We start from the raw sequence: 15,285 nt of genomic DNA on the forward strand, positions 1-15,285 counted from the left end.
ACCCGTGGAGGAACGACAGGTGCGTCATGGTCCCGCCTTCGCGCGCACCCGCCACACTGTCCCGCCCTCGTCCTCGGAGACGAGCAGCGAGCCGTCGCGCGCGACCGCGACACCGGTGGGGCGGCCCCACGCATGCGCGTCGTCGACGACGAAGCCGGTCATGAAGTCGACATATTCACCCGTGGGAGTGCCATCCTTGAAGCGCAACCGCACGACCTTGTAGCCGGTGCGCGGCGTGCGGTTCCATGAGCCGTGCAGGGTCACGAACGCGTCGCCGCGATAGTCGGGCGGGAACATCGCGCCGTCGTAGAACGCGATGCCGAGCGGCGCGGAATGCGGCTGGATCAGAACGTCCGGCGTGATGGCTTCGGCGCGCAGCGCATCGTCGCGCTCGCCGGCGCGGCGCGGGTCGATGTGTCCGCCGATGTAGAACCACGGCCAGCCGTAGAAGCCGTGCTCGCGCACGCGAGTCGCGTACTCGAACGGCAGGTCGTTGCCGAGGCCGTCGCGCTCGTTGACGACGCACCATGGCAGCTTCGTCGCGGGCTGCATCGCCATGCCGGCGCAATTGCGCAGGCCGATCGCATACAGGCGCGGCGACGATCCGTCGGCGGCGATGCTCCAGACGGACGCGCGACGTTCCTCGCTGCCCCAGGCGGCACCGCGCGCATGCGTGCGTTCGAACGTCGCGATGTCTTCGGCGGACTTCTTCGGCAGTCCGTCGGCGATGTTCGACGCGGAGCCCACCGCGACCAGCAGTTGCTGCGCATTCGGCGCGACGAGGTCGCGCGTCGAGTGCCCGCCGCCGGGAATGTCCTTCAGCACGACTGTGCCGGCCGCGCTGGCCTGCGTGTCGCCGCTGCGATACGGAAAACGCAGGACGCGCGTCGGCTGGGCGACGTAGAGTGCGGTCGGCTCCGGCCCCGGCGGAAAGAAGGCGATGCCGTAGACGTCTGCGAGCCCCTTCGCGAAGACGATCGGTTCGGCCGGGAGTTTGCCGTCCGCGCCCGGCCTGAAGACGAGCACGCGACCGCCGCCGGTTTCCGCGAGGAACACGTCGCCGTTCGGAGCGATGCGCAGCACGCGCGGTCCGTCGAGTCCTTGGGCGACGAGTTCGACCTCGAATCCCGACGGCACGCTGGGCATGCGCGCGCCGCGCGCTGCGTGCTGCGCCGGACTCGCGCTGACGGTCGAGCGCACGCTCGCCGGATCGGGAAGGTCACGTGCATGGAATTGGCGGCGAACGCCTGGTGCGTCGTCGCTCCAGTTGCCGAACGCGGACTTGCCTGTGCGCAGCGACGCATCGCCGGCCGCGCTGGCCATGCCGTGGACCAGAAAACCCAGGAGTACCAGGACGACGGTCCGCATGATCGACCTCGCAGATAAGGACGTTGGGCAGGCGCGGGCACAGTCTGCCATGCGGTTGTCGCCAGGCATAAGTGCCGTTGGCGTTCACGGATGTGAGGCAATGACGATTGCGGACATTCAGGGACCGCTCGCCACAGCCCATTTCGACGGCGACGGCTGCCGACGTGATTCGGCGTAGAGGCGCCGACGGTGCCGTCGATGCGACCAACGCAACGCATCTCCCGCGTCCGCGTCCAGTTGCGCGGCTTAACCGCAGCCGTGCAGATCCGGAGACGTTCACAACCGATACACCCGCAAACCGCCACCGTGCAATCTACTCGCGATATCCCGTCGCAGCAGAAGGAAGACTGCAATGAACAAGACATCAGTTGCGTTGCTCGCGGCATGCGTGCTCTCGAGCGCCGGCTTCGTTTCCGCAAGCGAGCGGACGGTGCCCGCCGACTCGGCGACGCCGGCCGACAATACCGCCGTGAACAAGCGTGACCAGGACCACGACACGACCACGCCGATGGACCAGCCGAACAACAAGGTCGACATCGACGTCGCTGCGAACGTCCGCAGCGCGATCATGGACGACAAGTCGCTGTCCATGAAGGCCCACAACGTGAAGCTCGTCGCCAGCGGCGGCGTGGTCGTGTTGCGGGGTCCCGTCGCGAGCGCCGACGAGAAAGCGCGCGTCGCGAAGATCGTCGGTGCGGTGGCGGGTGTGAACCGGGTCGACAACCAGCTCGATATTGCCAATTAACTTTCCCCCAAGGAGAACACCATGAAGGCTTCCGTTTATTGCATTGCGAACACCACGCCCCAGGCCGAGAACATCGTCGACGCGCTCAAGGGCGCGGGCTTCACGAACGATTCGATTTCCGCGCTGATGCCCGACAAGCGCTCGACCAAGGATTTCGCCCACCAGAACAGCACCAAGGCGCCGGAAGGGGCGACCACCGGTGGCGTGGCCGGCCTTGGCGTCGGCGCTGCGCTCGGCTGGCTGGCCGGCATCGGCGCGTTGGCGATCCCGGGCGTGGGTCCGTTCATCGCTGCGGGCCCGATCATGGCCGCGCTCGGTGGTGCCGCCATCGGAACGGCGGCCGGCGGCGTGGTCGGTGGGCTCATCGGCATGGGCATCCCGGAATTCGAAGCCAAGCGCTACGACGCGAAGATCCGCGAAGGCAACATCCTGATCTCGGTACACACCGAGGATTCGAATCAGCGGGACGTCGCCAAGGACATCTTCAAGCGCTTCAATGCCAGCGACATCTCGACGGGTTCCGAGGCGAGCGTGAAGTCCGCCGCCTGACCCAATGCACCAATGCGACAACGCCGGCCTCAGGGCCGGCGTTTGTCGTTCGCGTAGGCGACGTATCGCCCCTTGCAATGACGCATCAAGGGTTGGGTATCGCGCGCACTCGCCACAGCGTGCCGCCCTCGTCCTCCGACACCAGCAGCGAGCCGTCGCGTGCGACGGCGATGCCGGTCGGGCGTCCCCAGACGTGCGCGTCGTCGACAACGAAACCGGTCATGAAGTCGCTGTATTCGTCGGCCGGCTTGCCGTTCGCTAAATGCAACTGCACGACCTTGTATCCGGTGCGCGGCGTGCGATTCCACGAGCCGTGCAGGGTCACGAAGGCATCACCGCGATAGTCGGACGGGAACATCGTGCCGTCGTAGAACGCGATGCCTAGCGGTGCGGAATGCGGCTGGATCAGCACGTCGGGCGTGATGACGTCGGCGCGCAGCGCGTCGTCCCGCTCGCCGGCGCGGCGCGGATCGACATAGCCGCCGATGTAGAACCACGGCCAGCCGTAGAAACCATGTTCGCGCACGCGCGTCGCATACTCGAACGGCAGGTCGTTGCCGAGCCCGTCGCGCTCGTTGACGACACACCATGGCATCTTCGTCGCCGGCTGCACCGCCATGCCGGCGCAATTGCGCAGGCCTGTCGCGTACAGGCGGGCGTTCGTGCCGTCAGGTGCGATGCTCCACACGGCGGCGCGACGGTCTTCCGTGCCCCACGCCGCGCCGCGCGCGGACGCGTGTTCGAACGCGGCGATGTCGGCGGCGGACTTCTTCGGCATGCCGTCGGCGATGTTGGATGCGGAGCCGACCGCGACCAGCAACTGCTGCGCATTCGGTGCGGCGAGGTCGCGCGTGGAATGACCGCCGCCTGGAATATCCTTGAGCACGACCGTCGCGGGCGCGCCCGCCTGCGTGTCGCCGCTCCGATAAGCGAAGCGCATGACGCTCGTCGTCTGCGAGGCATAGAGCGCGGTCGGTTCCGGGCCCGGCGGAAAGAACGTCATGCCATAGACATCGGAGAGACCTTTCGCGAACACCTTCGGCTCGGAAGGCAGCTTGCCGTCCGTGTCCGGCCTGAAAACCAGGATCCGTCCGCCACCGGTCTCGGCGAGGAACAGGTCGCCATTCGGCGCGACGCGCAGTACGCGCGGGCCGTGCAGCCCCTTCGCGACGAGTTCGACGGCGAATCCCGGGGGCACGCTCGGCACGCGTTCGCCGCGGTCGGCATGCAACGCGGGACTCGCGCCGACGGTCGAGCGTTCGCTCGCCGGATCGGGCAGGTCGCCGGCGCGGAATTGCCGGCGCACACCCGGCGCATCGTCGTGCCAGCTTCCGAACGCGGACTTGCCCGTGCGCAGGGCCGTGTCATCGGCCGCGCACACCGTGCTGGCGGCCTTCGGCTATCGCTCGAATCCGGTCCAGAATATCCAGTCGACGTCGATCGACGTTTCGAACGCGCCGAGGTCGCGTGGGTTGTCGCCGTTCCCGACACCAGGTAGATCGACGTTGCGCGGCGCTCCCTCGAAATCCGAACTGCCGGCAGCCGGGGCGTAATCGGTACCGGGCGATTCGACGGCGAGGCGGCCGACCTCGTCGCGGAAGATCGCGCGGCCGAGCGGAATGTCGTCCTCGGCGGACGCGCCGTCGCGATTGGGTGCCAGCACGCGCTGGAAATGCGTCGTCGATCCGTCACCTTCGACGATCAGCAATCGCTGCGGCTGGTCAATGATGCTGTCGGTCGTCTGCAGCAGCAACGGGTCGATGCTGACAAAGCTGACGCCGAAGAATCCGCCGTTGGCCATCACGGTCGTCCGGTCGATCTGCACGCTGCCCCCATTGAGGGATTCGAAGACGTTGTCGCGCAGCGTATTGCCCGTGACGATGGACTGGCGCAAGGTGATCGAAGAATCCGCGACCCCTGTGCCGAGGTTGGTCGAAAGGATCGCCGACGCGTTGTTGCCGGAGATCCACATGCCGTCCAGCGCGATGCGCGCGCCGCCGATGGCCGCGATCAGCGGAAGGGCGCCATTGGCGGATTCGTTGTCGAACATGCCGCACCCGTGACCGGGTGATGGTTGCAATCTGCACATGCCCGGATCGATCGCCAGGGTGGCTCCGATGCCTTCGACAAGGATCGGCCTGCCTGCGTTCCCGCGCAGGATCACGTCTCCGACGATTGCATGGTAGGCGTCGCCGGCCGAAGGCGCGCGCACGTAAACCGCGCCACCTTCGTTGTGCGAAATTTCCATCGGCGCGGCGCTTTCGATCGAGTCGACGTACACATTGCGTACCCCGGAAAACGAGGCCGTCGATTCCATCCACAGACCGTACCCGTGGTTTCCCCACAGCGTGGGGCCGCTGCCCTTGATGCGGGCTTCCGATGGCGAATGCATCTCCACGCCGTGGCCGCCGTTGTCCCATACGCGAACGGACGTGCTCTGGATCTCCAGCACGCCCTTGTCGTGTGCCCTGATGCCGGCGCCGCCGTTGCGCGCCACTTCCACGCTGCCGCGAAGGTCCAGGCGTGGCTTGACGGTGGCGTCCGCGCCACCCGAATAGTGCAGGCGGATTCCATCGGACTGGTTGTCGACGACATGGATGTCGTCGGCGAGGTGCATCTTGATGGGTCCGTCGAGTTCGATGCCGTTCGAGCCGCCGGAAAACACCAGGCCCGTCACCGAAACATCGGCGGTGTCGCCACCCAGGCGGAGAACGGGAGCGCCGGTCGAGGCGCCGCGAATGCGCGTGAAGCTCCCGGAGGGTACCGGGTCGGTGCAACTCCGGTAACCGCCGTGGATCTCCAGCTGCAGTCCGGGCTTGAGGTCGCCGACATGCACGTTCTCGCGGTATTCCCCTGCGGGCGCGTCGTCGGTGACGATGATGACGTTGTAGCCGTCCAGTTCGTTGGCCCACTTGATGGCGCTTTCGAGCGTGTACTTGGTGCAGACGCCCGGCGTCTTGCCGACCAGGATCGTGCCTGCTTCCGCCTCGATGGCGAACAGTGAGGCCGCTGCAAGGCACGCGAGCGAGAACTGGCAGAGCAGCAGGCGGATGCAGCGAGAAGTCGTTCGAGTGGTCACATCGTATTCCTGGGTCGTCGAGCGCCGACGCCGGCAGGGCGTCGTGCGAGTCATCGGTGCAGGGATGAACGACGGACCGTGAGGGAGAGCGCCAACGGACAGAATGCATGGCGCGCGCAAAAGGAATCCGACGTTTGCGCAATTGCGGACGTTGCAGACGTGCTGCAGGCGCCGCGCCACCAGACGGAGTTCCCATGCGAAACAGTTTCGAATCCCGTGGCAGCGGTCGCCGCTGCTGCGTTCGTGCATTCATGCCGGCAGCGGCGCTGGTCGTCGCTTCGGCGTTCGCCATGCCGGCGCACGCGATGATCTACACCGTCGGCAAGAGCGGCCTTTCGAACAACTGCAGTTTCCCGACCGTGCAGCAGGCGCTCACGGCCGCTGCGCGCAACCCGGGCGCGGACGAAATCTGGGTCACGCGCGACGTCAATGGCGGCTACTACCAGAACCAGGCGCTGGTATCGCCCGCACAGGACGTGAAGATCGTCGGCGGGTTCGACGATTGCTGGGACGCTTGGCCGAGCGGCATGACCGAGCTGCACGGCAACGGCGGCGCGGCGGCTCCCGTGCTGACCATCAATGGCGGCATCGTGACGATCGAGAAGTTGCGCTTCACGCGAGGCGACGCGACCTCCAGCGCGACGGCGGCCGGTGGCGGCATCCGTTTCGCCGGCAACGGTACGCTGAACATCACCGACTCGCTGATCGACCGCAACACCGCGGGCATGGGTGGCGGCATCGCGTTGCTCGCGCAAAGCGGAAGCATCGGCCTCAACATCGCGACGACGAGGATCGCCGAGAACCAGGCGAATTCCGTGGGTGGCGGCATCGTCCTCATGTCGAGCGCCGGCACGGCCGCGTTCACGGCGTGGGACAACGTCGAGATCTCGGCCAACTTCGCGGTCGAGGGAGGCGGCGGCATCGCGATGAATCCGCAGTCGATGCTCACGATGAACGGGCGCAACCTCAAGGTCGCCTCGAATCGGACCGCAGGTGACGGCGGCGCGCTGCTCGCTGTTTCGCCCGTCACGATTCACCTGTCGCCGCGTCCGGATGTGTTCGCGGATGCGTCGTTCGCCTACAACGAGGCGCGCAACGGCGGCGTACTTGCACTCACGGACCACGCGCGCCTGGGTTCGTCGCGCGGTCGCGCCGTCGTCACGATGACGTCGGAGGATGCCGCGCATCCGTACTGGATGGCATCCAACCACGCGCGCGGCCGCGGTGCCGTCGTCTACGTAAGCAGGCCACAGGCGCCGCAGAACGGCGACGACGTTTCGGGCGTGTGCACCTGGAACGCCTCCTACTTCGACAACCATGCCGACGTCAGCGGGTCGATCGTGGCGCTGGACGGCGCCGGTGCCGTCTACCGCAACGATGCGTCCTGCGCGCTCGTGCAGTCCACCTGCTCAGAGGGCCAGTTTTGCAACGACGTCGATGGCAACTACGCGCTTCCCGGCGGCCTGTGGGGCGACGAGAGTGCGATGTACGAGGCGCGCAATGGCGCCAGGATAACACTGGACAAGCTGCGGATGCGTTCGAACTGGGCCAAGAGCCTGTTTCGCGTCGGCCAGGACGACGGTTTTCCCAGCGCCTCGCTGTCCGCCTCGCAGGCGTTGATCGTCGAGAACACCGTCGCGTCGGTTCTCGAGCAACGCCAGGGTTCCTACTTCGAGCTCACTTCCGCCACGATCGCGCACAATGACGTCTCCTCGCGCATCTTCAGCAACGCGACATACAACTTCTTCCTGCGCGACTCGATCGTCGACCAGCCGCAGGTCTACCTGTTCTGGATCGATCCATTGCAGTTCGGCGGTGCGCCGGTTTCTTCGGTGCTGTATTCGGGCATCTACTTCGGGACGGGCGATTCGCTCGTGTTCGGACGCCCCGAATTCTCGACCGACTTCACCTATCGCCTGATGCCCGGATCGGCCGGCGTCGATTTCACGACGTACTCCGGTGGCACCGATGTGTACGGGCGCGGACGCTCAGTGGACATCCTCGCGCAGCCGGATCGCTACGGCCCGCGGTCGGCGCATGTGCGCCGACCGACACCGTTCGGGTTCCTCATGCGCGCCGCTCGGTCTGCGCGGTGCCGTCGCGCCCATGGCGAAATGCCGTCGGCGTGCAGCCGTAGCGCGTACGGAAGGCCGTCGAGAAATGACTGTGCGAGTTGAAGCCGAGCTCGAGCGCGAGCGAAGCGAGGTCGCCGTCGGCGTCCGCGGCCAGCAAGCGCAGCGCATCCTGCAGGCGCAGGTCCGTGACGTAGCGCCAGACCGGCGTCCCGATCTCGCGCGCGAAGATCGCGCTGAAGCGCGAAGCGGAAAGCCCCGCCTCGCGCGCGATCCGCCGCAACGACAACGACTCGCGGAAATGACTGGCCACGAACGCCATGCCGCGGCGAAGCGCGACCGATTCCGCCACCGACGGCGCATGCCGGCACCCGTCGCGATCGAGCGCGGCGGCGAGGAATGCACGCATCAATCCGAGCGCGAATTCCTCGCGCGCGAGCGCATCGCTCGCGCCGAGCAGCCGCGCATGCGCGATCGCGACGGTGTCGGAGCGGATCGTGGCCGGTCGTGCGAGCAGGCGCTGCAGCGTACCGCCGTGCGACCCATCGATTTCGGCGAGCACCTGGTCGATTGTTTCCGGCTTGGCGAACACCAGCGTCGCCGATTGGGCGCGGCCGATGTTTTCCGACAGGCGATAGGCCGAACCGCACGGCCAGAGGCTCTGTTGCAGCGGTTCGACGACATGCGCTCGACGACCGATCGTGCGCACGTGCGCACCGCGCGTCTGCAAGTTGAATTCGACGAAGCGGGGCACTTCTTCCTCGCCGCCCGCGGAATGATGGCTGCCGTCGCAGCGCCAGCGCGCGACGCCGACGCTGTCGTCTGCGTGCACCCATCGAACATCGTAATCGGGTTGCCACGCCGACCCGTCGATGGCGACCGGAGCCGCGCGGCGGCGATCGGATTTTGAAAGCGGGCGTGGCGACATCTACCTAGTGTACGCGGCCTGTTCCATCGAGTGCGGCACTCTTGAATATCTTCATCACCGGTGCGACGGGTTACCTGGGCTCGGCCGTTGCCGTCGCGTTGTTGCAACACGGCCATCGCGTCGACGCGCTCGTCCGCAGCGACGATGGCGCACGTCGCGTCGAGGGAATCGGGGCGACGGCGGTTCGCGGGGACCTCGGAAATCCGACGTCCTACCTCGCGCGGGCTCAAGCGGCCGACGCGATCGTGCACTGCGCCTTCGAATACCTCGGTGACGGAAGCGAACACTGGCAACTGGACGTCATGGTCAGCCTCGCGCTGCTGCGCGCAGCCCGCCATGGCGGCACGCGTTTCGTCTACACGTCGAATGCCTATCTTCCTTCGATCGACGACGAGCGCTGTGTCGGCGAGCCCGAAGGCGCAGATGCGTCCAGTGCCCAGCGCCATTGGCGACTCGGGCTCGAGCGCAACCTGATCGATGAAGGACGCGACATGCGGGTGTCGATCGTTCGGCCCGGCATGATCCATGGCGGCCAATGCGGCGGCACGATCGTCGATTTGTTCGACACGGCGCGGCGTCGGGGCATGCTTCCGTACATTGCCGAGCATGCAACGAACCGGTGGTCGCTGATCCATCTCGACGACATCGCGGCGCTCTACGCCGCGATCCTCGCGCGCGACGCATCCGGCATCTTCCACGCCGTCGACGAGCACGCGCGCAGCGTCGAAAGCGTCGCCGGCGCCATCGCTTCGACCTGCGGAGCCAAGTTGGTGGCGATGTCGTCACGCGAGGCCGCGCGGCATCTCTCTGCGCATACGCTCGAGATCATGCGCCGCGACGTGGCGCTGGTCGCACCGCGGTCGCGCGCGCTCGACTGGCACCCGCGCGCCGCCGACTTCGTCGCAGGTACAAGCGCGGCATGCGCACGAATGCTGCGAGGCGCGCGGTCGTGACGCGCGACCGGCACAGCAGGCGAGCCCTGCTCCGATCGGTCGGCGGCCGGTGGCTGCTGGCGGCTTGCCTTTCGTGCACGGCCGCGGGCGCGTTCGCCCAACGGGCCGACGTCAATGTCGTCGCCGACGCGGACGACGCTTTCGGCTACGAAGCGGCGGGCGAGTCGATCGGACTTTACGACGCGCAGAACGTGCGTGGGTTCAGTCCGAGCCGTGCCGGAAACGTGCGTGTGGAAGGCCTGTATTTCGATTGGCAGGCGAAATTCACCGACGACGTACTCTCCTCCGAGCGGATCGACGTGGGGCTTGCCGCCGCGGGACGCCCGTTCGCGTCGCCATCCGGCATCGCCGACTACCGGTTGAAACGAGCGAACGACACGCACGCCGACGCATCGGTCGCATTCGGTCCCTTCGATGCGCGGCGCATCGCGGTCGAAGCCGGGCGTCGATCGAGTGACGGAATGATCGGCATGCATATCGGTGGGACGAACGACTGGCCCTCCACGGGCGCCGCGAGCACGGGGCGCGAAAGCGGATTCGGCATCGTCGCCGACATCGTGGCCGGGGACGGGATGCAAGCGCTCGTGTTCCTCGACAGGCAGCGCTATTGGCACGGCTACTCGGACCCGTACTTCCATGTTTCCGGCGAGGCGCTTCCGCGCGAGGTGCCGCGACGCACCCGGTTGTCGCAGGAGTGGGCGCGCGAGAACGGCAGCAACGCCAACCAGGGTGTTCTGCTGTCACTGAAACTGTCGGCGACGCTCGAGCTTCGCGCCGGCCTCTTCCAGTCGAGCTGGAAGCCGACGGAGAGTTTCGACACGTTCATCCTCGACGTGGACCGACCGGGCGAAGCGCGCCAGATCGTCTCCGCGAGTGCGGACGGCGAGCGCACGTCCACTTCGGGTGAAGTGCGCGTGGTGCAGGACTGGCGGGTCGCGGGTGTCGAGCAACGGAGTACGTGGAGCGTGCGTGGCCGCGATCTCGCGCGCCGCTACGGTAGCGATGTCGAAGTCGACCTCGGCCCCGTTGTTCCGGGCGCGTACACGCCCGTGGCGCGCCCCGAATTGCAGTATTTGCCGCAGGATCGCGCCGGGCTTCGGCAACTCGGTCACGGCTACGATCATCGCATCCGGTGGAGCCCACGGTTCGAGACGAACGTCGGCCTGCAGCGGGTGGATACCTCCAATGACCTGCAGGCGGCGTCCTCGCCGCAGGTCGGCAGCAGCGGATCGATGCTGTTGCGCTCGCTCGGCGGGCGTTTCGCGCTCAGCGACGAATGGCTCGCGTTCGCCAACTACACCGAAGGCAGCGAAAGCCTCGGCATCGCGCCGTCGATCGCGGCAAATCCGGGCGAGTTGCTCCCCGACGTACGCAGCACGCAGCAGGAGATCGGACTCAGCTATCGGATGGACGACCTGCTGGTCGTGCAGGCGAATGCATTCCGCCTTCGTCGGCCGCATGCCGACTTCGACGACGCGAATACGTACCGCGCGGTCGGCAACCTCGACAACCATGGCATCGAGATTTCGCTGCGCAGCCGACCAACGGCGCGCCTGACCCTGCTGGGTGGCCTGTTGTGGATGGATGCAAAGGTCGGCGGCCACGAGGCGATGCGGGCATCGGCGCGGCCGGTCGGCGTGCCCGGGCGGCAGGCATTGCTGTACGCCGACTATCTGCTGTCCCCGCGTCACGGCATCAGCGTGGACGCGAATGTCACCTACCAGGGCGATGCGCTCGTCGATGTGCGCAGCGGATTGCGCGCGCCATCGCGAACGAATGTCGCGAGCGGCCTGCGCTGGATGTCCTCCGATCGCGAGCGCCCGCTCGCATTGCGTATCGGCGTCGACAACCTCTTCGACGGCTATGGATGGATCGTCGACCGGTCGGGCGGCCTCCAGTACTCGCCGCCGCGCAGCGTGTCGCTGTCGATCAGTCGCGGCTTCTGACGGCGAGCGTGGCGCTGCCGTCCGCGGGACGACGTTGATCACGGCAAGACATGCCGCATGCGAGCAGGTCCGTCTTGCCGAATCCGCAACGAGGAGTGCACGAACGATGTCGCCGGACATGAACCTGATCGCCCGCCTCGGGCACCACGCCGTATTGCCTGCTTTCGTGGCGATCGCTGCGACCTCGGTCCCCGCGCCCGCGGCAGCGGAAACGATCCTCGTCGGTCGTGCGCAGGCATGCACCGTGCACACGATCCAGGCGGCACTCGATCGCGCGCACGCCAATGGCGGCGACAACCGAATTCTCGTGACGAACGACGCAGATGGCGCGACGTATCGCGAGAGCCTTGCCCTGGCCGGCCAGGACGAAGGAGCGCAACTGGAAATCGTCGGTGGACTTTCCGACTGCGTGACCCTCGAACCGACCCCGGTGCGTACGACCGTGCAGGGCGGCGTGCCCGGCCAGTCGGTGCTGTTCGTTTCCGGAAGGACCGCCGTGCGGTTGAGCGGGCTGCGCATGGAGGGTGGCAGCAAGGGCCTGGAATGGCAGGGTTTCGGCGACATCGAACTGGTCGACGCTTCATTCAGCGCGAACAACGGTGCCGGCATCGCGGCGATTGGCAACGGCGGCGACGCGCGCCTGAGCTTCGCCGGCGGCGTCGACGTGTCGGCGAATCTCGGGGATGGCATCTTTCTCTGGGACGCGATGCTGGCGATCCACGGTGACGGCAACGCCGTCGCGCAGAACGGCGGCAGCGGGATCCTCGCCGACGGCGCATCGAGCGTGCAGATCGGCGCGCGCGGCAAGGTGATCAGCGGAAACAACGGCTACGGCATCTCCGTCAGCCATTTCGGCGCAAGCGAAGCGCCTCCGACGCTGCTGTACTCGATCGATGCGGTTGATCCGCTGCGCATTTCGGGTAACACGCAGGGCGCGATCTTCCAGACCGCGAGGGGATCGTCGCATCGCCTGTGCACGCGCGGCATCGCGATCGACGGCAACCAGGGACTGGTGATCCGCTCCGATGGAGCATTGTCGACGCTGGATATCAACGGTGACCTGTGCGTCTTTCCGCCGGAAGCGGATGTCGTTTGCGCCGCGCCACGGGAGATCGGCCAATGCAACGCGATCACCGCCAATTCCGCCTCCACGCAGCCACTGATCGCCGCCATCGACGGCGCCCGCATCGACATGCAACGGGTGCTGATCGCCGGAAACTCAGCGAGCAGTTTGCTGACCGCGCTGCGGGCCGACAACGAGACTGCTTCAAGGCTGACGCTGAAAAATGCCCTCGTCAGTGGGAATATCGCGGATACCCGGCTCGTCGAATCGATCAACGGCAGCGCGATCGACATCGCCGACGCGACCATTCGCGACAATTTCGGCGATTTCGTCGTGAGCTTCCTCGCGGGCGGCTCGTATTCGCTGGTCGTCACGGACTCGATCGTCGACCAGCCGCAGGCGCTGATATCGTTTTCGGGGGATCCGTCGGCATTGCGCATGACGCGCGTGCTCGCGCGCAACCGCGACGGCATGCCGGACGGCGGCGACCACGAGATCCTGCTCGGCACGCCGGTGTATGCCGACACGGACGGTCGCCTGATGCCCGGCTCGCCCGGCGTCGACTATGCGCCGGCCGGTGGTGGCGTCGATTTCGACGGACGCGCTCGCGACGTCGATATCCCGGAAACCCCGAACGTGCACGGCACGCGCGACCTCGGTGCGTTCGAGGCGCAGGAACCACCGCTTTTTTCGGATGACTTCGAGGCGATCTGAAAACCTCGCGCGTGTCGCTGTCGCAACGGAACCGACGTTCATTCCGGCAAACGGGGCTGCCGCATTCGCGATACGCCCCATCCTCTTCGATCGATATGGTGATCCCATGAATTCCTTGTCCGAGTCTCCAACGATGTTCCGGAAGCCCACTCGTTCCGCGCACCTGCGCGCCGCCGCGGTGTTGACCCTCGCGTTGTCGGCGCTCTCGCAGACTGCGTTCGCCGGTGCGCTTGTCGTCGGGCGCGGCCCTGCGTGCAGCAAGAGCACGATCCAGGCAGCGATCAATCGCGCCAAGGAACTGTGTGACCTCGGTTTCTGCGGCTACAACCTGATCCTCGTGACCGACGACGTCGCCGACGGCGTGTACCACGAGAACCTCGTGATGCCCGACATGGCGGCGTATCCGGATCTGTCGATCGAGCTCGTCGGCGGCTACGACAACTGCAGCGACCTCGGTTCGACGACGTTCGGCAAGGCGAGCCTGTACGGCGGTGACGCCAACAGGCCCTCGCTGAAGATGACGGGCGTCGCCAACGTGACGTTGCGCAACTTCTGGATCGAGGGCGGCAAGAACGGTATCGACTGGACCGGTCGCGGAGAAGTCAGGCTGAGCGGCGTGACGATCAACAACAATGGCGACCTCGGCGCACGCGTGTCCAGCAGCGGTGGCAGCCCATACCTGGACTTGCTCGGCGGCGTGGAAATCCTCGGCCACGGTGGCCAGGGCATCTTCGCGACGGGCAATACCGTCGTTTCCATCCGAGGTGACGGCAACTCGATCCGCGAGAACATCCAGGGAGGAATCCGCCTCGAAAACGGTGCGGTGACGGACATCGGGGCGACCGGCAAGGTCATCTCGGCGAATGGAGGCTATGGCCTGGCGATCGACGCGACCGGCTTGTCGAGCGCGCGTACGTCGTACCTGTACTCGACCAATCCGGCCCAACCGTTGCGAATCTCAGGGAACGACGGGGGTGCGATCTGGATGCTGTCGCGTGACGCGACCTACTCGCTGTGCGCCGCCAACATCGGCATCGACGGCAATACGGGTGGCGCGGTCCGTGCGGTTGGTGCAAACGCGCACATGGAGTTCAACGGCGAGGGTTGCGCGCTTCCGCCGCCGGCGATGATCTCGTGTCCGGTGCCGATGGGGCCTGGCATGTGCAACGCAATTGCGGGCAACCCCGGCGCGCAGGGCGCGCCGCTGCTGGCTGCAGTCGACGGCGCGACGATCCTGATGCGCCGCGCGCTGCTGACCAATAACCAGGCGGCCACCTTGCTGTCGGCCAACCACGGCACCTCCCTCAACAGCCGCGCTTCGATCACGCTGACCGACTCGCTCGTGAGCGGCAACACGGTGCAGGACAGCCTGTTCGAGTCGCGTGTTGGCGGCGTCGTCGACATCTGGGATTCGACCGTGCGACTGAACGATGGCCCGTTCCAATCCAGTTTCGTCGGCGTCGCGCCAGGCCTGATGCAGATGACCAGCAGCATCCTCGACCAGGAGCAGGACCTCGCTTCGCTGAGCGCAACGAGTGGGGACACGACGCACTTCACATACGTGCTTGCGCGCAATCGTGACGGCGCACCGCAAGGTGGCGACATCCTGCTTGGTCAGCCGAGCTACCTCGACGGCGGCATCGGCCAGCTCAAGCCGTCCTCGCTCGGCGTCGACTATGCGCCTGCAGGCGGAGGCGTCGACTTCGGAGGCAATCCGCGCGACGTCGACACGATCGGGGTGCCCGACCAGCAAGGTCCGCGCGACCTCGGCGCGTTCGAGTCGCAGGTCGTGGACTTCGATCGCATCTTCGCCAGCGGGTTCGAGCGGCTGTAAGTCACGTAGTTCCTCGCGCGCGTCGCCGACACGT

11 protein-coding genes are annotated in these 15,285 nt (G+C 66.7%); 7 read left to right on the forward strand and 4 right to left on the reverse strand.

The features are described 5' to 3' along the window. Positions 1 to 24: 24 nt before the first annotated feature. Positions 25 to 1,368, reverse strand: a complete 1,344-nt coding sequence (locus ACILRJ_RS07855; protein ID WP_395682129.1) for a PQQ-dependent sugar dehydrogenase — start codon at positions 1,366 to 1,368, stop codon at positions 25 to 27. 352 nt (positions 1,369 to 1,720) lie between these two features. Here ACILRJ_RS07855 and ACILRJ_RS07860 point away from each other — a divergent pair, with 352 nt between their 5' ends. Continuing rightward, on the forward strand, positions 1,721 to 2,113 hold the full coding sequence (locus ACILRJ_RS07860; RefSeq protein ID WP_395682131.1) for a BON domain-containing protein: 393 nt from the start codon (positions 1,721 to 1,723) through the stop codon (positions 2,111 to 2,113). Positions 2,114 to 2,134: 21 nt separating this feature from the next. Continuing rightward, a complete protein-coding gene (locus ACILRJ_RS07865) occupies positions 2,135 to 2,662 on the forward strand; it encodes a hypothetical protein (RefSeq protein ID WP_395682133.1) in 528 nt (175 codons plus the stop codon). An 85-nt stretch (positions 2,663 to 2,747) separates the two neighbouring features. On the opposite strand, the gene ACILRJ_RS07870 is transcribed toward ACILRJ_RS07865, so the two are convergent. Beyond that, positions 2,748 to 4,043 carry a PQQ-dependent sugar dehydrogenase gene (locus ACILRJ_RS07870; RefSeq protein ID WP_395682135.1) on the reverse strand — a complete coding sequence of 432 codons (1,296 nt, stop codon included), beginning with the start codon at positions 4,041 to 4,043 and terminating at the stop codon, positions 2,748 to 2,750. Between the two features lie 18 nt (positions 4,044 to 4,061). Continuing rightward, the gene (locus ACILRJ_RS07875) at positions 4,062 to 5,741 is read right to left on the reverse strand and encodes a hypothetical protein (protein WP_395682137.1); all 1,680 of its coding nucleotides are present in this window, start codon (positions 5,739 to 5,741) and stop codon (positions 4,062 to 4,064) included. Positions 5,742 to 5,935: 194 nt separating this feature from the next. On the opposite strand from ACILRJ_RS07875, the gene ACILRJ_RS07880 reads away from it, so the two are divergent. Then, complete coding sequence (locus ACILRJ_RS07880) at positions 5,936 to 7,918, forward strand: hypothetical protein (protein ID WP_395682139.1); 1,983 nt, start codon at positions 5,936 to 5,938, stop codon at positions 7,916 to 7,918. Here the strand turns inward: ACILRJ_RS07880 and ACILRJ_RS07885 are convergent. Continuing rightward, positions 7,809 to 8,645: a helix-turn-helix transcriptional regulator gene (locus ACILRJ_RS07885; RefSeq protein WP_395682141.1), complete on the reverse strand. Its 837-nt coding sequence runs from the start codon at positions 8,643 to 8,645 to the stop codon at positions 7,809 to 7,811. The genes ACILRJ_RS07880 and ACILRJ_RS07885 overlap by 110 nt on opposite strands. Positions 8,646 to 8,782: 137 nt before the next feature. Between ACILRJ_RS07885 and ACILRJ_RS07890 the strand changes: the two genes are divergently transcribed. The 4 genes from ACILRJ_RS07890 (at position 8,783) to ACILRJ_RS07905 (ending at position 15,251) form a co-directional block, all read left to right on the forward strand. Next, a complete protein-coding gene (locus ACILRJ_RS07890) occupies positions 8,783 to 9,694 on the forward strand; it encodes an NAD-dependent epimerase/dehydratase family protein (protein ID WP_395682143.1) in 912 nt (303 codons plus the stop codon). Beyond that, complete coding sequence (locus ACILRJ_RS07895; protein ID WP_395682145.1) at positions 9,661 to 11,640, forward strand: TonB-dependent receptor domain-containing protein; 1,980 nt, start codon at positions 9,661 to 9,663, stop codon at positions 11,638 to 11,640. Before ACILRJ_RS07890 ends, ACILRJ_RS07895 begins: the two co-directional genes overlap by 34 nt. A gap of 118 nt (positions 11,641 to 11,758) precedes the next feature. Then, the gene (locus ACILRJ_RS07900; RefSeq protein ID WP_395682147.1) at positions 11,759 to 13,417 is read left to right on the forward strand and encodes a right-handed parallel beta-helix repeat-containing protein; all 1,659 of its coding nucleotides are present in this window, start codon (positions 11,759 to 11,761) and stop codon (positions 13,415 to 13,417) included. A gap of 133 nt (positions 13,418 to 13,550) precedes the next feature. Then, positions 13,551 to 15,251: a right-handed parallel beta-helix repeat-containing protein gene (locus ACILRJ_RS07905; RefSeq protein WP_395682149.1), complete on the forward strand. Its 1,701-nt coding sequence runs from the start codon at positions 13,551 to 13,553 to the stop codon at positions 15,249 to 15,251. The last annotated feature ends 34 nt before the right edge of the window (positions 15,252 to 15,285 follow it).

This window comes from Dokdonella sp., from assembly GCF_044227025.1.
Lineage (GTDB): Bacteria > Pseudomonadota > Gammaproteobacteria > Xanthomonadales > Rhodanobacteraceae > Dokdonella_A.

Excerpts from the sequence above, each read along its gene's own strand:
- ACILRJ_RS07880 (WP_395682139.1), top strand. The coding sequence starts at position 5,936 with ATGCGAAACAGTTTCGAATCCCGTGGCAGCGGTCGCCGCTGCTGCGTT.
- ACILRJ_RS07905 (WP_395682149.1), top strand. The coding sequence starts at position 13,551 with ATGTTCCGGAAGCCCACTCGTTCCGCGCACCTGCGCGCCGCCGCGGTG.
- ACILRJ_RS07865 (WP_395682133.1), top strand. The coding sequence starts at position 2,135 with ATGAAGGCTTCCGTTTATTGCATTGCGAACACCACGCCCCAGGCCGAG.
- ACILRJ_RS07855 (WP_395682129.1), bottom strand. The coding sequence starts at position 1,368 with ATGCGGACCGTCGTCCTGGTACTCCTGGGTTTTCTGGTCCACGGCATG.
- ACILRJ_RS07860 (WP_395682131.1), top strand. The coding sequence starts at position 1,721 with ATGAACAAGACATCAGTTGCGTTGCTCGCGGCATGCGTGCTCTCGAGC.
- ACILRJ_RS07895 (WP_395682145.1), top strand. The coding sequence starts at position 9,661 with ATGCGCACGAATGCTGCGAGGCGCGCGGTCGTGACGCGCGACCGGCAC.
- ACILRJ_RS07900 (WP_395682147.1), top strand. The coding sequence starts at position 11,759 with ATGAACCTGATCGCCCGCCTCGGGCACCACGCCGTATTGCCTGCTTTC.